Origin of the sequence: Fibrobacter sp. UBA7003, from assembly GCA_002449765.1 — a bacterium.
Lineage (GTDB): Bacteria > Fibrobacterota > Fibrobacteria > Fibrobacterales > Fibrobacteraceae > Fibrobacter.
Genome location: DJXN01000015.1, coordinates 198,442 through 222,929, shown reverse-complemented (window position 1 = coordinate 222,929; position 24,488 = coordinate 198,442). Strand labels below are relative to the sequence as shown.

Annotated in this window: 20 protein-coding genes; 6 read left to right on the top strand and 14 right to left on the bottom strand. The window is 54.6% G+C overall.

The annotated features are described in order from the left end of the window. Positions 1–70: 70 nt before the first annotated feature. Positions 71–607, bottom strand: a complete 537-nt coding sequence (locus tag B2952_RS13020) for a DUF4416 family protein (protein ID WP_290733521.1) — start codon at positions 605–607, stop codon at positions 71–73. A 36-nt stretch (positions 608–643) separates the two neighbouring features. Beyond that, entirely contained in the window at positions 644–1,882 is a 1,239-nt protein-coding gene (locus B2952_RS13015) for a hypothetical protein (protein ID WP_290781649.1), read from the bottom strand. A gap of 156 nt (positions 1,883–2,038) precedes the next feature. Between B2952_RS13015 and B2952_RS13010 the strand changes: the two genes are divergently transcribed. Next, the gene (locus B2952_RS13010) at positions 2,039–4,342 is read left to right on the top strand and encodes a DNA internalization-related competence protein ComEC/Rec2 (RefSeq protein WP_290733519.1); all 2,304 of its coding nucleotides are present in this window, start codon (positions 2,039–2,041) and stop codon (positions 4,340–4,342) included. A gap of 25 nt (positions 4,343–4,367) precedes the next feature. On the opposite strand, the gene hisN is transcribed toward B2952_RS13010, so the two are convergent. Together hisN and hisC are read right to left on the bottom strand one after the other, a co-directional pair. Next, positions 4,368–5,174, bottom strand: a complete 807-nt coding sequence (gene hisN / locus B2952_RS13005; protein ID WP_290733517.1) for a histidinol-phosphatase — start codon at positions 5,172–5,174, stop codon at positions 4,368–4,370. Between the two features lies 1 nt (position 5,175). Further along, a complete protein-coding gene (gene hisC, locus B2952_RS13000) occupies positions 5,176–6,264 on the bottom strand; it encodes a histidinol-phosphate transaminase (protein ID WP_290733516.1) in 1,089 nt (362 codons plus the stop codon). A 63-nt stretch (positions 6,265–6,327) separates the two neighbouring features. On the opposite strand from hisC, the gene B2952_RS12995 reads away from it, so the two are divergent. Further along, a complete protein-coding gene (locus tag B2952_RS12995) occupies positions 6,328–7,026 on the top strand; it encodes a hypothetical protein (protein ID WP_173381556.1) in 699 nt (232 codons plus the stop codon). 76 nt (positions 7,027–7,102) lie between these two features. Here the strand turns inward: B2952_RS12995 and B2952_RS12990 are convergent, their stop codons facing one another. The 3 genes from B2952_RS12990 to B2952_RS12980 form a co-directional block, all read right to left on the bottom strand. Continuing rightward, positions 7,103–9,655 (bottom strand): ATP-dependent Clp protease ATP-binding subunit, encoded by a 2,553-nt coding sequence (locus tag B2952_RS12990; RefSeq protein WP_290733514.1) that lies wholly within the window; start codon positions 9,653–9,655, stop codon positions 7,103–7,105. 21 nt (positions 9,656–9,676) lie between these two features. Next, complete coding sequence (locus B2952_RS12985; protein ID WP_290724373.1) at positions 9,677–9,802, bottom strand: hypothetical protein; 126 nt, start codon at positions 9,800–9,802, stop codon at positions 9,677–9,679. Between the two features lie 157 nt (positions 9,803–9,959). Continuing rightward, positions 9,960–10,205 (bottom strand): DUF7675 family protein, encoded by a 246-nt coding sequence (locus B2952_RS12980; protein WP_290730891.1) that lies wholly within the window; start codon positions 10,203–10,205, stop codon positions 9,960–9,962. A gap of 761 nt (positions 10,206–10,966) precedes the next feature. Between B2952_RS12980 and B2952_RS12975 the strand changes: the two genes are divergently transcribed. Continuing rightward, the gene (locus tag B2952_RS12975; RefSeq protein WP_290733512.1) at positions 10,967–12,121 is read left to right on the top strand and encodes an A/G-specific adenine glycosylase; all 1,155 of its coding nucleotides are present in this window, start codon (positions 10,967–10,969) and stop codon (positions 12,119–12,121) included. 124 nt (positions 12,122–12,245) lie between these two features. Here the strand turns inward: B2952_RS12975 and B2952_RS12970 are convergent, their stop codons facing one another. The 6 genes from B2952_RS12970 to B2952_RS12945 form a co-directional block, all read right to left on the bottom strand. Beyond that, complete coding sequence (locus B2952_RS12970; RefSeq protein ID WP_290733510.1) at positions 12,246–13,958, bottom strand: hypothetical protein; 1,713 nt, start codon at positions 13,956–13,958, stop codon at positions 12,246–12,248. Further along, positions 13,958–14,542: a hypothetical protein gene (locus B2952_RS12965; protein ID WP_290733508.1), complete on the bottom strand. Its 585-nt coding sequence runs from the start codon at positions 14,540–14,542 to the stop codon at positions 13,958–13,960. Before B2952_RS12965 ends, B2952_RS12970 begins: the two co-directional genes overlap by 1 nt. Next, on the bottom strand, positions 14,539–15,786 hold the full coding sequence (locus tag B2952_RS12960; protein ID WP_290733506.1) for a transcription antitermination factor NusB: 1,248 nt from the start codon (positions 15,784–15,786) through the stop codon (positions 14,539–14,541). Before B2952_RS12960 ends, B2952_RS12965 begins: the two co-directional genes overlap by 4 nt. Then, positions 15,774–16,700 carry a methionyl-tRNA formyltransferase gene (gene fmt, locus B2952_RS12955; RefSeq protein ID WP_290730898.1) on the bottom strand — a complete coding sequence of 309 codons (927 nt, stop codon included), beginning with the start codon at positions 16,698–16,700 and terminating at the stop codon, positions 15,774–15,776. Before fmt ends, B2952_RS12960 begins: the two co-directional genes overlap by 13 nt. Before the next feature lie 87 nt (positions 16,701–16,787). Further along, on the bottom strand, positions 16,788–18,623 hold the full coding sequence (locus tag B2952_RS12950) for an FISUMP domain-containing protein (protein ID WP_290733504.1): 1,836 nt from the start codon (positions 18,621–18,623) through the stop codon (positions 16,788–16,790). Continuing rightward, positions 18,616–19,452: a TIGR02147 family protein gene (locus tag B2952_RS12945; RefSeq protein WP_290722662.1), complete on the bottom strand. Its 837-nt coding sequence runs from the start codon at positions 19,450–19,452 to the stop codon at positions 18,616–18,618. The genes B2952_RS12950 and B2952_RS12945 overlap by 8 nt, the downstream gene beginning before the upstream one ends. 201 nt (positions 19,453–19,653) lie before the next feature. On the opposite strand from B2952_RS12945, the gene B2952_RS12940 reads away from it, so the two are divergent. Together B2952_RS12940 and B2952_RS12935 are read left to right on the top strand one after the other, a co-directional pair. Next, on the top strand, positions 19,654–20,079 hold the full coding sequence (locus tag B2952_RS12940; protein ID WP_097036730.1) for a CidA/LrgA family protein: 426 nt from the start codon (positions 19,654–19,656) through the stop codon (positions 20,077–20,079). Beyond that, a complete protein-coding gene (locus tag B2952_RS12935; protein ID WP_290733501.1) occupies positions 20,076–20,768 on the top strand; it encodes an LrgB family protein in 693 nt (230 codons plus the stop codon). Before B2952_RS12940 ends, B2952_RS12935 begins: the two co-directional genes overlap by 4 nt. A 25-nt stretch (positions 20,769–20,793) precedes the next feature. Here B2952_RS12935 and B2952_RS12930 read toward each other — a convergent pair whose 3' ends face one another. Further along, the gene (locus B2952_RS12930) at positions 20,794–22,218 is read right to left on the bottom strand and encodes a nitroreductase family protein (RefSeq protein ID WP_290733499.1); all 1,425 of its coding nucleotides are present in this window, start codon (positions 22,216–22,218) and stop codon (positions 20,794–20,796) included. A gap of 226 nt (positions 22,219–22,444) precedes the next feature. On the opposite strand from B2952_RS12930, the gene B2952_RS12925 reads away from it, so the two are divergent. After that, positions 22,445–24,481, top strand: a complete 2,037-nt coding sequence (locus B2952_RS12925) for a cellulase family glycosylhydrolase (RefSeq protein WP_349679811.1) — start codon at positions 22,445–22,447, stop codon at positions 24,479–24,481. Positions 24,482–24,488 lie beyond the last annotated feature (7 nt).

Genomic DNA, 24,488 nt, shown 5'->3' with positions numbered 1-24,488 from the left:
ATATGTTGACATAGAAAAATAAGATTCCGGCATCAAAAACACATGCAGAACCGGATTTCGGCATTCGCCGTTATCCGCGGACACTTTTCCGCCAGCGTTCACGGATAAGCTGGAGGTCGTGCTGGTAGGGATTGCGCCTAAAATCCTCAAAAGCCCAGGCTGTCGGATGGAAAACGCCCTTGGAATAGGTCAATAGCATGTCGAGCCACACCCCCTCCCCCGCATAGAGCTTGTAGGGGCCGCGCTTGTAGCTAGGAAGCACGACCTTGTCCAAATCCATGTAGCCGATGTCGATGTTCACGTGCCGCGCCCCAGACGCCGAGGAGACGTCTGCCGCAAGTTCCAGCGCATTGCTGCGGGCCTTTTCGAGGGCAATCGATTCCGGCGGGATGCACTTTTCAAACGAGACCACTCCACGGTAAAGATTTTCGCCCATTTCGGGCACATAATAGTCCGTTTGGTCGAATGCAAAGAGCTTGCCCCTGTAACGGAGTGGGCCCCAGGCATCTTCCAGAACCTCGATTACCCGCGTATCCCATTCCGCACCCTGCTGAAGCACAAAGGCTATCAGCTGCACATCTTCCGAAAATTGTTTTTTTTCTGCCATACAAGCACCACAAAAGCAAGCAAAAAACTGACCGGCCTAATGAGGGAACACCGTCAGGTTCTTGCGGACATGTTCCAGTTGCTGTTCGGAAAAGCCCTCGAATTCCTCGCCCGTCACGCTGGGGAACATGAGGTTACGGTGGTCCGGACAGTCCGTCACGCTGAAATCCGCGGCCGCAGCCAAATCCAAGCGGTAGGCGGGCACGGCAAAATCCGAATGCCCAACAGAGTTCTTCTTGAGAAGCCCGCTCAAAAGCAAGTCGCGACAGAACGGCGTATCCGTAAATCCGTCTTCAAGCACCGAGTAATCCATCGTCTCACTCATATCGCTGCGAGTCGAAGTCGTGTGGCGCAGCCCGAGAAAATGTCCCGATTCGTGAACAGCCGTTTCAAGGATTTCCCCGACCGTGACTTCCGATTCTCCGTAGGGAGTCTTCTCGCGGGTGCCAATGACGACCGTGCTGCCCTCTCCTCCGCCAAAGTTTCCTGAGTACAAATAGGAGTACCCAAGCACATGGTCGGCCTCGATACGGTGCACCAGGACCAGGTCCAGGGATTTTTTCAGTTCTTTCTCGGGCCAGCCCCCGAGTTCCGAAACAAACAGGTCGTCCGACGACCTTCCCGCAAGCCAGGGTTCGTCCGCCGGATATTTTTTTCCAAGATCCGGATGCTCATGGGCGTAGCGTACATACAAAGTATCAATACCGATTCCCTTGAAGAACTTGCGGAACGATTTGAGCATCGAATCGGCAAAAGCCTGAACCGTCATGGAGGAATCGGGGAAAACCACTTTACCCACGACAATCAGGTTTATGGAGAAGTTTTTCGAATACGGGCCTTCGGCGTCGAGCCGCACATTTTTCACATTGCCCGTATAAAAATCGCCATTCAGGGCTAGCGTCGTCACCCATCTCGCCCTGTCATTCTCCTCGCAGACAAAATCATAGTAGTAGCGGCCATCCTTTTCGACGGCATCCAAGGACCTCACATGTCTTATGGAATACCTCTGGTCGTCCAGCGCACCCCCCACCCTGAAAAGCTGCAAGACAGGAGCTTCATCCAGCGAAGAATCCTTGTCAAAAGACAATGTGTACGAGACTCCCGGATGAAGGCTCAGGACAGCCCCCGAAGTCAGGTATGCAGCCACAGAATCGCTTATGGCAGGATCGTTCGGGAAAAGGACGTATGGACTCATGAACGACGGTTGCAGGACAGGTTCGCCCGGGTCGACCTCGGAGCACCCGAGCAACATCACCAAATTCACGAGAAAAATCAAACTGAAAAATTTTTTCATCGATTTTGGCTCATTTTCCGTTTTCAACCGTTTTTATAGATAGAGACATCCTTTTAACCCAAAAGTAGATAAAAGATGGTCATAAAGACAAGAAAAAATGCACTTATTTTCGCCAGCCTGCAAGAACTGGCCGCCCCATTGGCCGGAAAACCGGCCCTCGTCAGCGCACTCACCCTGATGGCCGTATACGCAAGCCTCGATTTTCCGGGTTATGCGCCGTTCCTGCTCATCCCCATAGCCGTCGTCGCGAGGACATTCCACAGGAGTGTCCAATGCGCCATCCTGTTCACGCTCATCTGCGGTTGCGTAAGCCATACCGCGCAAGCCCACCGCGAACATCTGCATGCCGGCCACGAACCCAGCGAAATTCCGGCCAAAGCTTGCGGCAACATCGAATCGCTCCTTCCGAGGCCTAGCGGGACCGCCTTTATCGTGAAGGCGGACAGCGGCTACCGATTGCGCATTACTGAAAAACGAGCGTTCGAATCGCTCCCCGAACCCGGAGACAGCATCTGTTTCGAGGCCCAGTGGTACCCCGTCACGCCCCCGACAGTGCCCGGGGCTTTCGACACCCGCGAATGGCTCAGGAGTCAAGGGTTCGCCGCATACGGCAAGTTCAGGCACTGGACATCCTGGCACGGGAAATGGACCGCCGAGCGCAGCTTCTACGCATTCCGCCAATGGATAAAGCGCCGTTTCGAAGCACACCTCGACCCCGCCGAAACCGGACTTTTGCTCGGGCTCCTCGCCGGAGACCGAAGCGGAATCCCCGATGCCATCCGCAACGACTTCCAGCGAACAGGTCTTGTCCATGTTCTCGCCATTTCGGGATTCCACGTCGTGCTACTCGCCGGCATCCTGAGCGTCTTTTTAAAAGCGACACGGCTGCCGCACAAGGTGGCAAACCTCATCGCCATCGCGCTGCTGTTCGTCTATGTCCCTGTCACGGGAGGTTCCCCCGCCGTCAAACGCGCGGTGCTGATGTTCGCCATCCCGCAACTCGGCACCATGTTCGGGAAGCCCGCCAATACGTTCAACAGCCTGGGTGTCGCGCTACTGTTCATCCTGCTTCCCGACCCGTCGCAACTCTGGAACCCCGGATTCCAGCTTTCGGCAACGGCCACGGCGGGAATCCTGCTCGGCAACAGCTGCAACCCCTTCAAAAGCATCCCCGAAGGCCTCCGCAAATCCAGCCTCTGGAAACTTGCCGAAGGCTACGTGCTCTCCCCGACATACGTCACCCTGTGCGCGACGCTTGCGACCGCCCCGTTCCTGATTCACCATTTCAAGACACTTTCGCCGCTCGCCTGGCTCGGCAACATCATCATCGTACCGCTCGTCTCGTGGGGCATGCAGGCCGGACTTTTCGCGCTACTTTCGCCAATCGAATCCCTGTGCGACACCTTTTGCGCTGCAGCCGGATTCTTCTTGCGCATGGCAAGTTTCCTCACTCGCCTGCTTTCGGATTCGTCGGGAGCCGCCATCACCGTCGGTCCATTTTCCCCGGCCATCCTCCTGCTGCTGGGGGCCCTTTTTGCACTCCTTCCCGCCATTCGCAAAAATGCGGTTGCAAAGAAATTCGGACTATTGTGCCTGCTCCTGTTTTCGGCCATCTTCTGCGTCCAGGGTTACATGCGGATTTCGCATCCGTCCTGGAACCTCACGCTTATCGACGTGGGCCAGGGCGACAGCATTTTGCTCACGACGCCTTCCGGCAAGCACATCCTCGTCGATTCCGGAGACAGAAGCAAGAGAGATATGGGAAAAGACGTCATCGTCCCCTTCCTGCGTCACTCGGGAATCCAAAGACTCGACGCGCTCGTCATCACGCATCCCGACCTAGACCATTTCGGCGGAGCCTCCAGCATCCTGCGTACCTTTCCTGTCAAGGAACTGTGGATAAACGAATGTTCGCGCACGGAAGCGAAGGCAGATTGGCAAAAGACAATCGCCACCGCTGCCGACAGGGAAATTTCCATCCGCGACATAGGCCGCGGATTCACATGGAGGGAACACCGTTTCGAAATTCAAGCGGTCCATCCCAACCCGAATTCGACAGCAGGGCTCAAATGTAGCGACGCAAACCAGGGCAGCATCACGCTTCGGGCGCACGGGCTCGGGCACTCGGCGATGCTCACCGGCGACCTGACTGCCGCAGGCGAAAAGGAAATTCTCGCATCCGATGCCAACATCCGAAGCGACATCCTAAAACTCGGACACCACGGAAGCAAGACTTCGAGCAGTGCGCCATTCCTGGACGCCGTTGCGCCGCAACTCGCGCTGATTTCGAGCGGGAGAAAAAACAGGTTCAGGCATCCGAGCAAACAGGTCATCGAAAGGCTCGACTCCCTGCACATTCCCTACCTGAACACGGCGACAAGCGGAACCGTCTTCGTGACGTTTTCCGCGGATACTGTAATTGTCGAACCGATGCTGAAATGAAAGCGGACTATCTGCAAACAAAATGCTAGGAGTTCATGCAGTCGAGGCTCACGCCATGCAGGGCCCCGTTCGTCGCGACACTAGAGAACCCTTCATAAATCGGGGCCACAGGTTTGCCGTCTTCACCGAAAAGTTCCGTCTTGCCGTCGATGGTGCTGAACCTTCCGCCCGCTTCTGCAAAAAGGAGCGGATACGGCGCGATATCCCAGAGAGAAACGACCGGGTCCACCATCACTTCGGCACGTCCCGCCGCCACAAGGTAATATCCGTAGCAGTCGCCCCACCCGCGGTGGAGCCTTGCCCCGCGGCGGAGCTTCGCGAAACCTTCGCCATAGCCCTGGGATTCCATCGTGTTCACCGTACCCGAAAGCACGAGCGCCTCGTTCAACTGTGAAACGCCAGAAACACGCACCGGACGGCCATCCAGGAAGGCGCCACCGCCGTTCACCGCCCACACGGCCGTATTCATCGCCGGGATGCGGATAACCGAACACACCGGGACATTCTTCTTGTAGAGCGCGATGAGCGTCCCGAACAGCGGAACCCCATGCACGAATGCTTTCGTACCGTCAATCGGGTCGATGACCCACTGGTATTCTGCATCGGGGCTCTCGATTCCGTATTCCTCGCCAATCACGCCAAAGCCAGGAGTCTCCTTCGCCCAGAATTCACGGGCCAGTTCTTCCGTACTCTTGTCGGCGACCGTCACCGGCGTGTTGTCCTTTTTCCACTCGACTCCAACGCCGGACTGGAAATACTTCAGGATATTCTCCTGGGCCATTTCCGCTGTCTTGAGCGCAATCTGCAGCAGGTCGTTATATTCCCGGACCATATTACGCCTCGCACCATTTTTTCACGAGCGTGAGGAGGAAAGCGTTTTCTTCGGGTTTTCCAACCGTGACGCGCACGTGCTCGGGCATGCCGAAGCTCGTAAGCCCGCGAATAATCATGCCGTTGCTTTCCAAAAACGCGACCAGTTCCTTCGCGCGTTCGCCAATGCGCACGCAAATGAAGTTCGCCTGTGTCGGGAGGACCTTGAATCCGAGAGCTTCGAATTCGCGGGTAAGCAATTCCACGCCCTCGGCGTTCATCTTGCAAGTCGCCTCGACATGCGCAGTATCACCGAGAGCCGCAATCGCCGCCACCTGCGCCGCCTGGTTCACGTCGAACGGGGGCTTGATTTTCCAGAGGGCGCGGACAACCTCGACACTTCCCATGGCATAGCCCACGCGGAGCCCGGCAAGCCCGTAGATCTTGCTGAAGGTGCGGTTGACAAACAGGTTCGGGAATCTATCAAGGGCGGCGGCCATATTCGGATAATCGCTTGCGGTCGCAAATTCGGCGTAGGCCTCGTCCAAAAACACGAGCACATCCTGCGGCACCTTGCCCATAAAGTCGCAAATTTCTTTTTCCGTGTAGTACGCACCCGTCGGGTTATTCGGGTTGCAGATAAAGGCCACGCGAGTCTTGCCATCGATTTTCTTTGCAAGGTCGTCAAGCGACGTACGCACCTCGCCCTCGCCCACACCGATAAAGTCGGCGCCATTCGAAAGCGTCGTGAACTTGTACACAGAGAACGTCGGCGTAATGCCCACGCAGTTGTCGCCCTGGCGGATAAAAGCCTTGCCCACCATGTCGATAATCTCGTCGGAACCGTTCCCTATGACAATCTGGGACGTTTTCACACCGTATTTTTTTGCGATGGCGTCGATAAGCTTGGGCGCATCGCCACGCGGGTAGAGGTGCAGGCTGTCCGCAATCTCATGAAAAGCCTCGACCGCTTTCGGGGAGGCTCCCAACGGGTTCTCGTTGGACGCAAGTTTGACAATACGCTTCAATCCGTAGCGTTCGCGGATTTCCTCGATAGATTTTCCGGGAACGTAATCGGACAATTTCGAAAGTTCTGGACGCGGTTCGACCATAATTACCTCTTGATTCGCCCCCAAATATAGAAAATCGTCGCAGGATTATTAAATTTAGGGCGTATGAAACGACTCCTCGCCCTCATCGCCGTAGCTCTTGCAACTAGCGCTTACGCTGTCGATCCCATGTGGGATATCCGCTACACGCTCGGGCCAGACACGAGACCATCTCCGAGATGGGGAATCGGCGTCGGAGCCGTGAGCAACTACAGTTCGAACATCCTCTTCCCCGTAAACCTGACCACGGCACTCTCCAAGGAATGGAACATCGGCGGCAAGCTGAATGTCCGCAGCAAGGACAAGTTCGACGAAGTCATCGTCACGCTCGACATTGGCGGGCGATACCTGATAAACGAGAACAACTTCCTCGAACTCGACGGTTTCTTCGGGCTCAACCGAAACAACAGCACGGCCATCGTGCTCACCTACGGAAACGAGCAATTCATATCCAAGAATTTTGCCAACTTCTACGAAATCCGCGCAGGCGTCCTAGAAGGTGTCACCGGAGAAAACGGATACGTCAAGTTCGCCGCGGGAATGACCCCGACACTCTACTTCAACAAGTATTTCCGCACCTTTATCGAAATCAACATGTCCGGAAGCATCGGCAACCTGACCGACGACTTCATGGTCGACATTATCCCGAAATTTGAACTTACCTTCGGATTCATCCGGTTCCGCCTCGACTTCGACATCGGAATCTTGCAAGAAAAGAACAACGACAACGGGACCATAGCGCTCTACGTGATAGCAGCACTATAAAAACCAAGATTTTCAGAAGCAAAAAGCCCGCTTATAAAAGCGGACTTTTCGTTTAGGATGGAGGGATCATGAAGACTTACTTGACTACGAATTTCTCGCCGTCGTAGTCGATGACCACGGGCTTTGCGGCACTCACGTCTCCGGCGAGAATGGCGTGGCTCAGCGGGCGTTCCACGTTCCTTTCCAGGTAACGCTGAATCGGACGTGCGCCGAATTCCGGCTGGTAAGCGCCATCGGCGATGGCATCGAGCGCCTTGTCGGTCAGCGTGAGCTGCAAATCCTGACGGGCCGCACGTTCGGCGAGACCCTTGAATTTGAGCCTTACGATGTCACGAATCTGCGGCTTGGTGAGGCTCTGGAATACCAGCACTTCGTCTAGCCTGTTCAGGAATTCCGGCCTGAAGAAGCTGCGCAGTTCCGGCTCGATTTCCTTCAAGGTCACCGGGTTCGCATCACCCGCGCGATTCTGGAAGTGCGCGGCGCCCAGGTTCGACGTCATGAGAATCAAGGTGTTCTTGAAGTTCACGGTACGGCCCTTGCCATCGGTCAGTCGACCGTCGTCAAGCACCTGCAACAGCGTGTTGAACACATCGGGGTGAGCCTTCTCGATTTCGTCGAGCAGAATCACGCAATACGGATGCGTACGCACGGCTTCGGTCAACTGGCCACCTTCTTCGTAGCCCACGTATCCCGGAGGCGCACCAATGAGTCTCGAAACGCTATGCTTTTCCATGTATTCGCTCATGTCGATACGCACCAGCGCGTTCTCGTCGTCGAACAGTTCCACGGCAAGCGCCTTCGCCAGTTCCGTCTTGCCCACACCCGTGGGGCCCAGGAACAAGAAGCTTCCAATCGGAGCATTCTCGCGGCTTAAGCCGCTACGGTTACGCAGAATCGCTTCCGAAACTGCTTCCACGGCTTCGTCCTGGCCTATCACGCGGGCATGCAGGCGTTCGTCCAGGTGCAACAACTTGGCCTTTTCGCCTTCGCAAAGCTTGGTCACCGGAATTCCGGTCCAGCGGCTCACCACGAGAGCGATGGTTTCTTCGGTCACCTCTTCACTCAGGTCGCCGTCGCTGGCGGACTTCTTGATTTCTTCCGTCTTCGCGGCGATTTCCTTTTCGAGGTTCACGATCTTGTTGTACTTGAGTTCGGCGGCGCGGTTCAAGTCGTAGCGGGCTTCGGCCTGCTCCATCTCGTCCTTCGCTTGCTGCAAGGATTTCTTAAGCCCCTGCAACTCGGCGTTTTTCGCGCGCCTCTCCTGCCAGCGGTCCTGCATCAGCTTGACCGCCGCATCCGTTGTCGCCAACTCTTCGCGCAACTCTTTCAGGCGTTTTACGCTGGTGTCGTCGGTTTCCTTCGCCAAGGCCTGCTCCTCGATTTTCATTTGGAGTTCCTTACGCTGCAAGGTATCCAAGGCTTCGGGCACGGTATCCATCTGCGTCTTCACAAGGCTTGCGGCCTCGTCAATCAGGTCAATGGCCTTGTCCGGCAAGAAACGGTCACTGATGTAGCGGTTCGAAAGTTTCACGGCCGCCACGAGCGCGTTGTCGTGCAGACGCACGCCGTGGTGCGCATCAAAGCCATCCTTGATGCCACGGAGAATGGAAATCGATTCCTCTTCGCTGGGCTCGTCAACCTGCACGGGCTGGAAACGGCGTTCCAGTGCGGAATCCTTCTCGATGTACTTTCGGTATTCCTGCGTAGTGGTGGCACCGATGCAGTGCAGTTCGCCACGGGCCAGCTTCGGCTTCAGCATGTTGCCCAAGTCCATGGAGCCTTCCGTCTTGCCCGCACCCACGATGGTGTGGATTTCGTCGATAAACAAAAGCGTGTTGCCGTCTTCTTCAAGGGCGTCCAGCACGGCTTTCAAACGTTCCTCAAAATCGCCACGGTATTTTGCACCCGCCATCAAGGCAGACAAATCCAGTGCGAACAACTTCTTGCCCTTCAATGCGTCAGGCACGTCGCCGCGGTAAATACGCTCGGCGAGCCCTTCCACAATGGCGGTCTTACCCACGCCGGGTTCACCAACCAGGCACGGGTTGTTTTTCGTCTTACGGCTCAAAATCAAGATGACACGGCGGATTTCCTCTTCACGGCCAATCACCGGCGAAAGCTTGCCGTCGGCGGCCATTTCTACGAGTTCACGGCCATAGAGTTTCAGCGGAGACTGTTCCTCGGCATTCGCGGCACCCGCAAACGGGTCCGACAGCCAAGTTTCCACGACCTCGACGCTACCGAGCGCATCTTCAAAAACCTTCGCAAGGCCACGGTCGCCTGAGAACTTCATCAATGCCACGAGCATATCGCCCGGGGTCACCATACGGTTCACCTGACGCGCCGCCTGCACGGAGGCACGCAAAATGCGGTTCAAGTCGTTATCGGGTTCCACGTCAGGGTTCACGCCTTCCATACGCGGAATCTTCTGCACGAACGGTTCCAGCTTGCCGCGGAGTTCGTTGGTCTTCGCGCCTTTGGATTTATACAGTTTCTTCAAGGTGGCATCCGGGCCTTCGACAAGCCCCACCGCCAAGTGCGCCGCACCCAAGTAGGAATGCGAGCAACGGTCACGCAGGCTCTGCGCCTTCGCCAAAACTTTTTCTGCATCGTTGCTAAAATCGGACATAAATGAACCTTCTTTTTATTTTTACCGCTCTCTAGATGCAAAACCCGTGCCAAGGGCCTCGCTCGGCAAAAAAAACGCCCCAAATAGCGCAAAAACGGCAACTCCCGCCATCAAAAGCAAAAAAAATGTCGCATTTTTCAGCATCATTTTTTCAAAATAAGACGCGCGGGTGTTTAATTCCGCATAAATAAAGGTATATTCAGAAAGTGATCTTATAGAGGCTCTTTATGAGCCGAGGTAAAACAAAGACTCCCCAAAATTTAGGGAGCTATTGGGCTTTTTCAACACTAAAAGTGTAAGATAATCATCGCGACAGCCATTTCCTTTTGCGGAAAAAATTTGCCCAATAAGGGTTTTCTTTATCAAATAAAGCTTTTTGCTCTTTTGAAAAATTATGAGGATAATCTTCAAAAAGGAATAATATCGTTTTTTTGTCAAAAGAAACTGCATGAAGACCTGTTTGGTCAAAATAATCGACCCACCAGATTTTATCATCTTCATTTTCCTTGTAAAATTCAAATTTGCTTGTTTCTTTGTCAACCGTGATCATGATTAACCTCGCTCTCTAATATACCATTTCACCCAAGGAATTGCAATCCCATGTCAAAGTCTTATAGGGGCTCTTTACGGGCCAAATGTAGGACTAAGCACCATAAAACAACCCGTTTAGTCCTATGCTGTAGGCGGTTCGCGCCACAAAACAGCAGGCAAACCTGCACGCGGTAGGACTAAGCACCGCAAAACGAGCCATTTAGTCCTATTTTCAAAGCGTTCAGCCAGCATTTCTTGTCGCAGGCACCCCGCATAACCCCGGCAATTCTGCGCGCGGTAGGACTAAACACCGCAAAACATGCCGTTTAGTCCTATGCTGGAAGCAGTTCGCGCCACAAAACAGCCGGCAATTCTGCGCGCGGTAGGACTAAACGCCCCAAAACGAGCCATTTAGTCCTATTTTCACTGCTTTCTCACCACATTTCTTATCGCAGGCGCCCCCACAGGAGCGAAATTTCGCCGCATTTCCCCGCCGTATTGTAAACCTTTTGCAACAAACAATTCAAAAAGCCCCCTTCGCGCCCCATTTCCCTCAAAAAAATGCCCTTTTTTGCATGCTTTTTCGCAATTTCGCGTTGTAGGTGTTGTAAACCTTTACAATGGAATTTCGTCCAAACTACTACCCGAGTCCCGTTTCAGAATCTACATTACTACATGTAAACCAAACATCCCATACACCAACAACGGCATCCCCTTGCGGGGTGCCGTTGTGGTTTATAGAGCAAAAGTCTTCCCCCGTTTTCTTAAATTTATGCCGCTATGGATAATGTTTCGCTAAAGCGGCTTCGTGAATGGTTCAAGAAGAATGCGGCAGAGCTGCCGTGGAGGCCCGCCGACCTGGACGCCCCGCGCGACCCCTACGCGGTCTGGATCAGCGAAACCATGCTCCAGCAGACGCAGGTATCGACGGTCCGCGATTATTTCGTGAAATGGATGACGCGTTTCCCGGATATCGAGACGCTCGCGGCAGCTTCCGAAGACGAAGTTTTCCGCTACTGGCAGGGACTCGGCTACTACAGCCGCGCGAGGAACATCCTGAAGACGGCGCAGGCCATTTGCGGCGTAAACCGGCCAACACGGGGGGCGGCAAAGTGCGAAATGCCGCGCACCCGTAAGGAGCTCGAAGCGCTGCCGGGAATCGGCGCCTACACCGCAGGGGCAATCTTGAGTCTCGCCTATCACCAGCGCGAAGCGATTCTCGACGGGAACCTTGTTCGGATATTTTCAAGGCTATTCCTGCTCGATTTCCTGCCGACAGACAAGACACCCACCCAGAAACCGCGCAACAGTCAAGGCGAAAGCTGTTCCGAAACCTACTGGAACTACGCGCGCGAAATCGCGGACTCGCCCAAGGCCTACATGCACAACGAGGCGCTCATGGAACTCGGGCGCACCGTATGCAGGGTCAAGAATCCCGAGTGCTGCCTTTGCCCCCTCCAAAGCATTTGCCGAGCTGCGCTCGAAAACCGCACCGCCGAATATCCGCCTTCCAAAAAGCGCACGCAAATAGACTGGCACGGCACCGTCCTCGTCATAGAAAGCGCAGACCACAAGATTCTCGCCGTCCACGGCGGGCAGAAATTTTTCAGGAACCAGTTCACGCTGCCTCATTTCGAATCTCCCCGAGGCGCGACAGCGGGCATTCCCGCCGAAGCCGAAGATTACATCGCCGCAGACGAAATCTCTTCCGTCGAAACCCGCGATTCATTCCGCCACGGCATCACAGTCCACAAAATCGAGTGCGACGTGCTGCTGATCAGGCTAGGCACAACGGCAACAAACGCCACAAGGCATCTCGCCAAACAGCGCAGGGCACATCCAAAACTCGAATTCAAATGGATAGAGGCCAGCACGGCGCAAGCAGCGCTCGCCAACAGTTTCAGCCTCAAGGCTCTCAGGAAGGCTTTCGGCTAGCCGAACCAACAGAGGGCGAATACAACCACAAAGCATGCAATCAGATGAGCAAGCATGCGAACCATGGGATGCGACACGGCAACCGTCTTTTTAGAACAATGATTTTTTAATGTCCGAAAACACATTAGAACGTTTTCCTTACTGTACAAACAAATCGAAGCCTATCGTAATCACCGTTCGGCACCTGGATTACCTCGTCCGCAAGGACATGTATCAGGGTTCCCGTCAGGTACAATCCATGCCTCGGAAACTGCTGTTCGAACGTTGCATCCCAATACCAGTCTCCCTTCACGACTAGCGGGTCGGGGCTGCGCAGGTTCCACTGGGCATCGCTCCTGTAGCGAAGCGAATGCGACACCCGGAAGCTCTTGCGGATGAGCCAGTCCCCGGTAAAGGCGACAAAGTATTCCGCCGGAGTCACCTCGAAGCGTTCCGAAGGCCCGTCGATGCGTTCGAAACCAGCCAGCGCACGGAACTTGAACCAGTCCTCATACCACGTATCAAGCCAAAGTTCTCCAGTGACGCCCTTGATCCAGGAATCGATGCGCGACACATCGCCATAGCGGAACTCGAGAATGCCATCCTTCACAAAATCTTCCACGTCGAACGTCTCGGCGCCGTGTTCCGTCCAGAATGTAGCGCGACCCCCGAGAGATACCGAAGCAATGGTATCGGCAAAAGCCACGTAGCCCTGCACCAGGTTCATCTGGCCCGAAGGCGAAAGATCCATCGTATCCGACACGCTTTTTACGTTGAAATACTCCTTGTCATCGGCAAGCGGGTTCAGGCGCGTACCCGAAATGTTCTTGACGCCAATCGTAACGCCGAGACCCTTCACGGGAACGGGCATACCCATCTCGACGCTATCCTGCACGAGCCAGTCGGAATCGTTCATGCCGAACATGGCATCGGCACGGAGCCAGCGGAACGGCTGCACGCGCAACTGCATGAACGGCCAGAGCACGCGGTCGTTATCCAGCCCGGTATAAACGTCACCGTCGTCACTCACGAACCGGAACGCGATTCCCGCAGACAGCTGGAACATACCCTTCTGGCAGGCGTTTCCGCACTTGTAGAGGACAGAGCCGTTCACCTCGTTGCGTTCGCCGGACTCGTCGACACGAGCGTCCTGGTATTCCGCATGCTCGTAAGCGGCGGTCAGTTCGAAGTTCCAGAAATCCACACGGCCCTCCACGCGGGGCGCCATGTGCACCGGAATCCAGCGGGAAGATTCCATGTATTCCCAGAGATATTCCTCGCCCGCCAAGACGGATGCATTGACGAAATCGTTCGTAAAGCCCACGCCGCCGTATATGGAACTGAACATCGGGTAATTTTCACCAAAGATGGCAAACTCATCGGAAACCATCTTTTTGCGGTAACTGTATGTGCGGGCAGAATAATGGTCGTCCTGGAAACCACGCGCCATCGCCCAGAATCCCTTGAAACTCGGGCTTCTGAAGCCTCCTTCGAGAATCGGCGTGCGGTTCGTGGGCCTGTCCGTCTCGGTAATCACGTCCTGGTAAATCATGTCGCCGAGTTCGTTACCCGTCTTGACCCACACGGAGGGTTCCATCGGATTCCACGAAGGCAGCAGCGACATGCGGTTGAACAGCAATCGGTTGCGCAATTTCTGCGGGGTCCAGAGTTCGGTTTCGGAATGGATTCCACCGGCACCGAGAATGCGGTCAAAGAAATAAGTCGGGCCACCCACGAGGAAGGTGCCGTCGTCACGGTTCACCGCCTCCATGCCTTCCATTTCGGGGTCCACCGCAGCACCCGCCAAAACTGCAGAAAGCGTAAGTACAGACAACGTTGTCGAGAGCGAGGATTTCATTACCAGACCCTCCTTTCTACATAAACGCCGATGGTCAAGGTATTGGACCTTTCGGGAAGCGTCCAGATCTGTTCCCAAAGCGCATTGAACCCTATCGTAAACGACCTGTAGTACAGGAACGGCATGTTGATCCGCGCGAACCAGCCGAACTCCGTCTCGTTATCGAGAAGCATGCCGCCACGGCCTTTCAAATAGTCATCTTCGCCATCATAATCGGCACGGGCCCAGTTGCAAGTAAAGCCAGCGCCAATCGCAAGCGGCTTGACATATTTCCAGTGCCAGTCGAGACCGAGCCTCCCTACGAACTGGTGGACTCCCGGATACGGGATTCCCTCGGGGCGCACCTTCACGTAGGCGTAGTTGAAGTTGACAAAGCCGTCGAAATCGTCCCAGTAAGAATAGCGGAATCCGACTCCCCCATAGAACGAATTCTCGACAGCATCGATCAAGTCTCCGAAGGGGTACATCTCGCCGCCTTCGATGGAGACATAGATTTTCGAGAAAGCGGAATCTGCCGGATTCTGCGCAAAGAGCGTGGAAGCACAGCACAGAACTATTGCCGATAAAATAAATTTCAGTCTCATACTTTTTTCCGTTCCAAAGCCTGTGCAAAAAATCCGTCAAAACGATTATCCTGCGCGCCGGGGAGCACATGCTCGCCACGCTTGACTAATTCGGGATGAGCCTTCAAGAAGCGGTTTACGACCTGGGTCGTTTCCAGCGGATCGGGGCTACACGTGGCATATACGAGAATGCCGCCTTCCACAAGGCTTGCCGATGCGGATTCAAGAATTCCGTACTGCAGTTCGGCAAGTTCCTTCATGGAATCTTGCGTAATGCGGTACTTTGATTCGGGCCTGCGGGGCATAACGCCCATGTTGCTGCAGGGCACATCGAGCAAGATGCGGTCGAACTTCGACTGCTGCGGCGAAAGCGCGTCGATGCATTCCAGTCGCACGTTCTTGAGGCCCAGGCGGTCCACCACGTCGTGCATCTTTTCTACGCGGAATGCGGAAACGTCGCTCGCGAGAATATCGAGCGAACTGTCCATCTCGCCCATCAGCGCAGACTTTCCGCCGGGAGCGGCACACGCATCCCACACTTTAAGGCCAGGTTTCAGGTCGAGCAATTTCACGACCTCGTACGCGGAAGGGTTCTGCATGCTGAACTCGCCCTTCGCGAAAGATTCCGATTCCAGAATCGGCTTGAGTTTCGCATCTTCGGGAACCTGGATGTAGCGGTCGTAGAGAATCGAAGCACCCGTAAGCCCGAGCTTCTGGGCAAGTACCGGGGCGGAAGTCTTCTGCAGGTTCACGCGAATCCATTCCACCGGGCGCTCGAGCGTCGCCTTCGCAAGCGATTCTGCACGGTCACCGCCGTAAATATCGAACCAGCGACGCACCAGCCATTCGGGCACCGAACTTTCAATCGAAACGCGGCGCACGCGCTGTTGCGGAAGTGCGGGCAGCCCGGACCTCCGCGCGGAATGCAGCACGGCGTTCACGAGCCGCGCGGAACCTTCGCCAAGGTTCGCCGCCTTCGTGAGTTCCACGCTCGTCGAAACGGCGGCGTGGTCCGGGATTTCCATAAAGAACATCTGGAAGATTCCCATTTCAAGCACGGTCGCCACTTCAAGCGAGGGCATTTTCTTTACGAGAGTCTTTAAAAAGTATTGCAGGTACAGGTGCCTGCGGCACACGCCCAGGGCAAGTTCCATCGCAAACGGAGAAAGCCCACTTTCTTTAATAAAGCTACCGTCCTTCTGCCACAGCAGAAGCACGCGGTATGCGTCCATGCGCTCTTTCAGGGAATCGTCTAGCAAAAGCAAAGTCCTTCGCGCTTCTGGATTCCGCGCATAAAGTCGGCGACAGGCATAGGCTTCTTGCCTTCGGCCTGAATCTCGATGACCTCGAGCAGGCCCTCGCCCGTACCCACGTAAAAGCGATTGTCCTTGAATTCCACTGCACCCGGAGCAAGCTTCGGGCCCGCCTCCGGAGTATCCGTCTTGCGCAGGTAAACCATACGGCCGCCCAGTTTCCCGTAACCGCCGGGCCACGGGTTGAATGCGCGAATTCTATTGTGAATCACCTTCGCGGGCAGGTTAAAATCAATCAGGCCTTCTTCCTTCTTGAGCTTCGGCGCGCCACTTGCCTGCGCGTGATCCTGCGTCAAGTCCTTCTCGCGGCCTTCAAGCAACTGGTGAATCGCATCGTCCAGCGCGTCGCAACCGGGAGCGACCATCTTTTCCAAGAGCGAAGCCGTCGTATCCTGATGGTCTATCGCCACCGTGCGTTGCGCAAGAATCGGGCCGTGGTCCATCTTCTCGTCCAGGCGGAAAACCGTCACGCCCGTCTCTGGCAGTCCATCGGCAATCGCGCGCTGCACCGGGGCTGCCCCGCGGTACTTGGGGAGCAGGCTCCCGTGAACGTTCACGGCGCCGAACTTCGCGACACCCAGGATGTTCTTCGGCAAAATCGAGTATGCAACGACCACGAACAGGTCGGCTTCGAACTTGCGCAAATCCGCCTCGAATTCGGGCGACTTCAGGTCGGTCGGCTGCAGCACGGGGAGCCCGTATTCGAGCGCCAGTTGCTTGACTGGCGGGGGCGTGAGCACGCGCCCGCGCCCTGCCGGGCGGTCAGGCTGCGTGACAACAGCCACCACGTCCGCAAAATCAGATTCCTTGAGATGCTTCAAAAAACAGGCCGCGAACTCCGGCGTTCCCATAAATACGACTTTCATGAAAAACAATGTAGAAAAATAGCCTACACGCGTTTTGCATGCAGGCCAATATTCGTGAATAGGTCAGGTATATTTTGAAACGGCAGCCTAGTCCTTGATGCAGCGCACCGAGAACTCCAAATACTCGGGAGGGTCACGCACCCACGACCATTGCGAATCGTTCGAGAATCTAAGCACCTTGAGCCGAGCGGCATTCATCCACAAGCTATAATCAGCGGGATACAGGTCAGTCGGAGCCTCGTCCCATCCGGCCATCCAAAGACCCGCACCTTTCCCCTTGCCGTCGCAAACCAAGTTCGAGGAGTTGCATTTGCCTGCAGGGAGCAGAGAGAATCCGACAAGATCCGTCCCCTTTTCAAGCCAATCCCATTTGTCCTTCGCCCTCAATGCATTGAACGGAGAATCGCCCTCTAGATTCAACGAATCCAATAGTGACGCAATATAGAGTTTCTTAAGGGAATCGGTCTCGTCGGAATTCATCAACTCTTCAAAATCATCAGCCATCTGGTGCGCCATCGGATCATACCCTGTAATGGAATCCACATGGTTAAACAGGGTCAGCACTTCTTCGTGATTCGGCAAATGCCATCCATCGGGACAAATGCCCTGGACATTTTCACCGGCCTTGACCTTTTTTCCCAATGCGTCGCAATCTTCCGTCGGCATCTGTCCAAAAGCCATATCTATACCGCAGCCCGTCTTGACCGAATCCATCACGGCGCCCCAGGTATAGAGCCTTCCGTACTTGATGCAATTATCGGAATCTCCGCCGTAACAGGCATTCCCATAAATCGAACCACCCGCCTTGTAGGCATAGTTCAGGTTTTCGGCCATCCATTCCTGTTCGCCAATTACAATCGTCTTATAGGTTCTGCCGTCACGCTTATCTGTCAACGTACCGTAATCGAAATCGAGGGAATCCTTATCGTCCGATTCGGAAGCCAAGCTCCATTCGTTCTTGGAGCAGTAATAATTCTCGCCGTAGGTCGCGCTCAGCTCGTTCTTGTTTTTCCGAGTCAAACCGGCAGCCTCGTCATCGCATTCTCCCAATTCGAAATTATACCACCAGAATCTCTTGAAGAACTTTTCGAAGGCCGGGACATCCTCGCCCAATTCCCACGAACGGATGTTCGAACGGATCTCGGCCAGGTCCGCCGTACTCGCCCAATCCGCGATATCGGTCTTGGTCGCCTCATCTTCCCACGAGCCATCCTTCTCAATGTCGCTTGCAAAGCCCGCAAAGCGGTCGGAGAGCTTGCCTTCCGTAAGGTCGCCCTGCATCAAGATGCTTATGGCAAGGAGCGCCGCGTTATCGTCTCCGGTTGCAAAGATGTTCAAGTCTTCGGCAGTCGCATTGTCCACCTTGATCCCGAAGGCCTCAAAGACTTCCGCTTCCGCCTTTTCCTTCGCCTTCGCAAAATCCATCCCGTCTTCAATCAACTTGATAACGCGTTCGTATTCGAGATGCGTCAGCAGGTTGATGTTCGCCTTTTCGCGTTCGGAAAGGTCCACGAGCGCATTCAAGGTAATCTGGCTCTTGGATACGTCGCCAGTCACTTCGTTACGGTAGAAACCTTCCGTTTCAAGCAGGGCAAACTGCGAAATGAGCGAGATATCCTTCACGGAGAATTCACCCCTGTCGTTGGAAATCTTGCCCTTGAAGCTCTTGCCCGTCTGGCGGAGTTTTCCCGATTCCAGCAAGGCGGCTCCTTCCAGTTCCTGCACGGTAATGCTCGAACCCTTGAGGAACGGTCCCTTCTGCGAGACACCGGCCACAGTCTTGTCCTCTATTGCGATAATCTGCGTCTCTTCGCTCGTTCCGCCAGCCCCCTTGTTGCTGCCATCATCGCCACAACCAACACTCAAAAGAATGAAAAGTGCAGAAAAAAGGATAGCTATAATTTTTTCATCTAATTTACGCATTTTGGATCTCCTGGATGTTTTTTGTCAGGGGGAAAAGTTGCAAGTTCAGTCGGTAGACTCTATCCATGCCATCGTCCTCGCTAGCGATGGCAACAATTTTCTTTCGGAACTCTGCCAGTTCCGCCACGATTTTCGTGTATGCCTTCTGGGTAAGCCCCATGGTGATTCCAGAAACGTTCCTTTCCGAAAGGGGCAAGTTCTTGATGGCATCCAGTGCGAAATTTCCCATCTGCAGGTGCATCTGCTGGATTGCAAGCGGGACAAAGCTCATCTCACCCGTAGAAACGGACTTGTCCGACTGTCTGTAGGAGCCATCCTTGTTTTTCTTCAAGAGCCCCAGATCGACCAGATAGCGCACGGACTCCTTGACCTCGGCGGCCGTCATCTTGGGCAAGCAGCAATCCGCCACCTTCTTGGGAAACATTTTCGGCATGTGGGGCACCAACTCGCGGAGCACCGGATTCTTCCAGGATTCATAATAACCCATGGACTTTCGCCCAAGAACATTCACCTTATGGGCTTGGGCCAGCGCCTGCATTTCGTCAAATGCTTTTTTACGCTGTGGGCCTATTTTCGATTGCGTGAACGTCACCAGGTTAATGAAATAGGCCTTTTCGAAACCTTCCAGATCCATAGCCTGTGCAACCCGTTCGACACCGCCCTTCCGCAAGGAACTTTTTCCTTCGCTTACCAACTTGAGGAACACCGGCGACACGTACCCCGCACGATGCGAAAAATCGCGCCAGGTAAGGCCATGACGCAACTTGTTCTCGGCAAACCAGAGCCGCATGAACTCTCGATAATCTTGAAATTCTACTACTGAACGCATACCAGCAAAGATACTTTCGCGCCCCCTTCTCCGCAACAATTTTTGATACAAATCAAGCATTTTTTTGCAAATTTTAGGAATGTATGATAATTTTAAACTTTTTACGATACAAAAACGTCAAATTTCAGCAAAAAAAGCCACTTTGGGTTATTCGTGAGCACTCTTTTTTTAAAGCGCACTTTTTCTAAATTTACGCCCGCAATGAGAATCCCGCTCCAACTTGCCGTCATTTTCGCCATCTGCCTTGCCGGGGAATTCCTCCACCGCATCGTGGGCGTGCCCCTGCCGGGGAACATTATCGGCATGGTCCTGCTGCTCATATTACTTTGTACAAAAGTCATCAAGCCGGAGCAGATTTCGGGCGTTTCGAACTTTTTCCTGAAGCACCTCGCGCTGTTCTTCTTGCCGCCGAGCATCGCCATCATGGCCGTCGGTGACGACATCCTTTCCAAGTGGCCGCTACTCCTGTTCCTGTGTATCGCCTTCACGCTCATAACAATCGCGATGGGCGGCTGGGTCACGCAGTTTTTTATCCGCAGGCAGGAATACCGGGAAAACCTGGCCCTGCGTGCAGAACGCCTTTCCAAGCGTGCAGAACGCAACGGCACAATCGGGGGCGAAAAATGAACGCCATCATCAATTCTCCCCTGTTCGGCATATTCCTCACGCTCGTCGCTTTTGAAACCGGCGTGTTCATCAGCAAAAAATTCAAGTATTCCTTCCTGAACCCGCTCCTGATAGGCAACATCCTCATCGTCGGATTCCTGCTGATTACGGGCATCAGCCTCGAAAGCTACAACGTGGGCGGCGACTACATCTCGGTGATGCTCTCGCCCGCGACAGTCGTGCTCGCCGTGCCGCTCTACAGGCAGATTTCAAAACTCAGGCAATTCTGGAAGCCCATACTCGCGGGCATCTTCGCGGGTAGCCTCACCTCGATTGCGTGCGTGATTCTTTTCAGTAAACTGCTCGGGCTGAGCAACACGCTCATGCTCTCGCTGCTCCCGAAATCCGTCACCATCCCGATGGGGAGTGTCATCTCGTCGCAAATCGGCGGCATTCCTTCCGTCACCATCATCGCCATCACCGTCACGGGAATCACGGGTGCGGTCGCGGCCCCCGCCGTATGCAGGTTCTGCCACATAAAGCACAAGGTAGCGCAGGGTATCGCCATCGGCACCGCAAGCCACGCACTCGGCACCACCCGCGCCATGGAGATGGGCGAAGTACAGGGCGCCATGAGCAGCCTTGCCATCGGGATTGCAGGGCTATTCACCGCAGTCGTCGCACCACTGATTTTAGCGTGCTTGTCCTAAACGCTTCGTCTCTATCGGGAATTATCTAGCGGCCAACGAGAACTTCGGAAAGAAGCGTCTCCCTTTCAGGGAACTTGCAGAGTTTCCGGACTTCGTCTTCGCAAAAGAAGGGTTCGCGACGGGCAAACTTTCCTAGTCCGCGGGCCGATTCCCGAAGCATCTCGGCGATGAACCCCGCGTTCATGTTCAAGTAGCGGTAGGCGCGTTCCCCGAGCATGTTGCACGCTTCCTCGACATCCGCCGTAAAGAACACGGCAAAGGACGCATTCTCCACGGCCTCCGGCGAAAGATGCGCATTGCAGAACTTGCCCCGATTCACCGAGTTCGTCTGCAGATACAGAGTCTTTTTCAGCGGAACATAGCGATACAGGCCAGGAAACACCAGCATCACGTCAAAGCACACGACCCAGATTTTAAGGAGGCCCGCGCCGAACGTGTTCAGGTTGCAGATTTCCATCCAGCGAAGGATCGTCGAAAAGTCATCGAGCGACGCCTTCCAGGGCTTAAAATTCCTGTAGCTCACCTTACCCGGGCCCAGGAATTCATACTCGCGGAAAAAATACTCGTTCGGGAACTTGAGCGGCGTAAGCGGGAATTCCGTCCCTTCCGCAGGCTGGTTCACCACGCGGCATATCTTCATGCACCTCGACAAGTCCGTGATGCACTCGCCTCGGTTCTGCCTCAAGAACCTCGATGCATAGCGGCCTTCTCCCATGTCGGAATCGCCCTGGATTTCACCCCTATTGGAATAGGCGAAATCCGAAACAGCCTCGTATTTCTTGAGTGATTTCGGCATCAGGCATAAAGCTGCGAGCGGCACCTCGGAAGCCCCGAGGCCAAGAGCCACGGCAACATCGTCATCGACAAACGCACCGAACGGTATCGCGATCCCCCCCAGCGAACGCGCAAGGATGGAGACAAGTCCCGCGATGGAACCCGTATCGATTTCCAGCTCCCTATAGGCACCTTCCTTGTACCGCCAAACCGCACGGTCCAGGATGCCGGTAAAGAAAAGCGATATGCCAGCAGCCTGCATTATCTCGTTCGGCGGGAACGCCGCACAGAGTTTGTCGATGTTCGCCCTGCGCGCTTTTGCATTCTCGGCGGGGAGCTGCACCAGTTCGCCTTCTGCGTAGTCATAATAATAGAGCCCGTCCGGAAAACGTTCGCCGCGCAACAGCACGTAGATTCCAACCGAATGAAGCCCATCCGCGCTGACATCGTTCTTCAACTGCGAAAGCAGCCTGTTCAACATCGAAGACGACGCATTCACAAGCGAGAACAGGTCGCCGTCAACCACCTTTCCCTGCCCTTCTACCGGGAAACGCTTCGCTCCCGGATAGCTCTTGTCAGGAGGCGTCCTCCTATCCCAATGAAGAGTAACGGGATCCCCCACATGGCGCAGGGAATGCCTTACGGATTCATGATAAGCGATGGAATAGAAGCCCACGGCATGAAATATATAAAAAAAAGCGAAACAAACACTTGATACAGTTAGCGACATTTGGTTCTTACAAGACTCGTTTAGGCCTATCCCATTATATATATTAGCGTAGAAAAGAGAAATCAGGACCGTGCATAGTTTACCCTCGTAAACGCAAACTATACCGAAATCCTTTTTTTTCGCTCCATACCGATGTAGTTTTAGATTGCACAAAACCCAAAACGAGGAAACGATGAATTTCAAACTCAAAACTGGTCTTACCCTTTCCGCGGCCGCACTCTTCTTCATGAGCGCCTGCGGCGACGACTCCTCCAGCAATCCTTCCAACAAGGACCCCGAAAACGGCGTGCCGACCGATTCCCTGGATGTTCCCACGGATTCTATCCCGACAGACTCCATCCCGACAGACTCGATCCCGGCAGACAGCATTCCGCAAGGCACTGAGAATGTGAGCAAGGTCGTGATGCCCGAAGAGGCCGCTGACATCGTCGCCTCCATCGAAATTCCGAAGGACACCGGCAAGGGCCTCACCATTGACGACTTTGAAGACGGCAACAACGGCTCGCTGCAGGGTGAATTCTACTGGTACACCTACAACGACAACAACGGCGGTGCCGACGGTGACGGTGCATCCGAAATCAAGACTCCCATTGGCGAAGAAGGCTACCCAGTTGCCAGAAAGTCCGACAACGGAACAAACTATGTCTGGGCTGTGTACTACTCCCTCGACAAGGGCGAATACCTGTGGGACCCGTACGTAGGCTGGGGCGTCGAGCTCGATCCCGAAATTGACTACAGCCGCTTCGGCGGAATCACCTACTGGTACAAGGGTGGCGCCCACGAAATCCACGTGGAAACTTCCGACGTGACGGACTACGACGTCCACCTCGCAAAGGTCAAGGCATCCCGAGTCTGGACCAAGGCTGTCATCCGCTTCAAGGATCTCGCACAGGGCGGCTGGGGCGAAAAGGTCGAATTCAATGCGGCAAACATTGAAAAGATCAGTTTCCAGGCCAAGGGCAACGGCAAGATTGACTCCGTGCTCATCGACAACGTCTACCTGCAGGACACGAGCGAAGTCGAAAAAGACAAGCCCGACATGACCATCATGGACCCCGAAATTCCGGAAGTGACCATCGGCGACATCAAGATTTCGAACCCGCTCCAGGCCAAGGCCATGAAGTACCTCAACAAGGGTCTCAACATCACCAACTGGCTTGAAGAAGACAAGACCTACTTCAAGGGCGAATTCAAGTTCGACGAATCCGATATCAAGCTCATGGCCGACAACGGAATCAAGTCGCTGCGTCTGCCCATCGACCTCGACAAGTACGTCACCAACCGCGACGAATTCGTGGCCGACACCACCGGCAAGACCGAACTCAAGTTTGACGACAAAAACCTCTTCGCCGTCCTCGACTCCTTCGTCGAATGGACCGGCAAGCACGGCATGTCCTTCGTTATCGACTACCACGAATATGACAACAGCTACAACGCCACAAGCGCCGCGAATCCCAACTATACCAAAATGATGGCAAACGTGTGGAAGCACGTGGCAGCCCACTTCGCAAGCAACGACCGTGAAGATATTTTCTTCGAGCTCCTGAACGAACCCGACATGAGCAACGGCAAGGTTTCTTCTGCAACTTGGCGCGTTGCCGCCCAGGAAGACATCGACTCCATCCGCACGGTCGACACGAAGCACACCATCATCTTCGGTGATGCCGAATGGTACGCCATCAAGCACCTCGCCGCAGGCGAAAAGCTCAATGACGACAACGTTGTCTACGCAATACACACCTACGAACCGTTCGTGTTCACACACCAGGGTGCCGACTGGTCCGACACCAAGACCATCAAGAACCTGATGTTCCCCTACGATAAGGAAAAGTGGTCCGAATACAGCGCTGACTTCGGCGTCATTTCCACCGGTTCGACCAAGACCGTAAAGTGGGTCGCAGATGCCGTGAAGAACTACTACAAGAACGCAAGCAAGGAAGCCATCCTCAAACTCATCCTCCCCGCAAAGGAATGGGCCGTGAAGAACAACGTGCCGGTCATCATCAACGAATTCGGCGCCTACAGGCCGGCAAGCGACAAGCAGTCCGTCCTGAACTACATGGCCGCCATGAGGGATATCAGCGACACGCTTGAAATTCCGCTCACTCACTGGGGATACACCGGCGGCTTCGCCCTGTTCGAATCCGAAGGCGCAAGCCCGAAGGGCACCAAGCTCATCGAAGGCATGAAGGAAGCCTACGGCCTCTAATCGAAAT

What these genes read in the sequence shown, in the direction of transcription:
- B2952_RS13020 (WP_290733521.1), bottom strand. Translation starts at nt 607, where the DNA reads ATGGCAGAAAAAAAACAATTTTCGGAAGATGTGCAGCTGATAGCCTTT.
- hisN (WP_290733517.1), bottom strand. Translation starts at nt 5,174, where the DNA reads ATGGTCCGGGAATATAACGACCTGCTGCAGATTGCGCTCAAGACAGCG.
- hisC (WP_290733516.1), bottom strand. Translation starts at nt 6,264, where the DNA reads ATGGTCGAACCGCGTCCAGAACTTTCGAAATTGTCCGATTACGTTCCC.
- B2952_RS12995 (WP_173381556.1), top strand. Translation starts at nt 6,328, where the DNA reads ATGAAACGACTCCTCGCCCTCATCGCCGTAGCTCTTGCAACTAGCGCT.
- B2952_RS12990 (WP_290733514.1), bottom strand. Translation starts at nt 9,655, where the DNA reads ATGTCCGATTTTAGCAACGATGCAGAAAAAGTTTTGGCGAAGGCGCAG.
- B2952_RS12985 (WP_290724373.1), bottom strand. Translation starts at nt 9,802, where the DNA reads ATGATGCTGAAAAATGCGACATTTTTTTTGCTTTTGATGGCGGGAGTT.
- B2952_RS12980 (WP_290730891.1), bottom strand. Translation starts at nt 10,205, where the DNA reads ATGATCACGGTTGACAAAGAAACAAGCAAATTTGAATTTTACAAGGAA.
- B2952_RS12975 (WP_290733512.1), top strand. Translation starts at nt 10,967, where the DNA reads ATGGATAATGTTTCGCTAAAGCGGCTTCGTGAATGGTTCAAGAAGAAT.
- B2952_RS12970 (WP_290733510.1), bottom strand. Translation starts at nt 13,958, where the DNA reads ATGAAATCCTCGCTCTCGACAACGTTGTCTGTACTTACGCTTTCTGCA.
- B2952_RS12965 (WP_290733508.1), bottom strand. Translation starts at nt 14,542, where the DNA reads ATGAGACTGAAATTTATTTTATCGGCAATAGTTCTGTGCTGTGCTTCC.
- fmt (WP_290730898.1), bottom strand. Translation starts at nt 16,700, where the DNA reads ATGAAAGTCGTATTTATGGGAACGCCGGAGTTCGCGGCCTGTTTTTTG.
- B2952_RS12950 (WP_290733504.1), bottom strand. Translation starts at nt 18,623, where the DNA reads ATGCGTAAATTAGATGAAAAAATTATAGCTATCCTTTTTTCTGCACTT.
- B2952_RS12945 (WP_290722662.1), bottom strand. Translation starts at nt 19,452, where the DNA reads ATGCGTTCAGTAGTAGAATTTCAAGATTATCGAGAGTTCATGCGGCTC.
- B2952_RS12940 (WP_097036730.1), top strand. Translation starts at nt 19,654, where the DNA reads ATGAGAATCCCGCTCCAACTTGCCGTCATTTTCGCCATCTGCCTTGCC.
- B2952_RS12935 (WP_290733501.1), top strand. Translation starts at nt 20,076, where the DNA reads ATGAACGCCATCATCAATTCTCCCCTGTTCGGCATATTCCTCACGCTC.
- B2952_RS12925 (WP_349679811.1), top strand. Translation starts at nt 22,445, where the DNA reads ATGAATTTCAAACTCAAAACTGGTCTTACCCTTTCCGCGGCCGCACTC.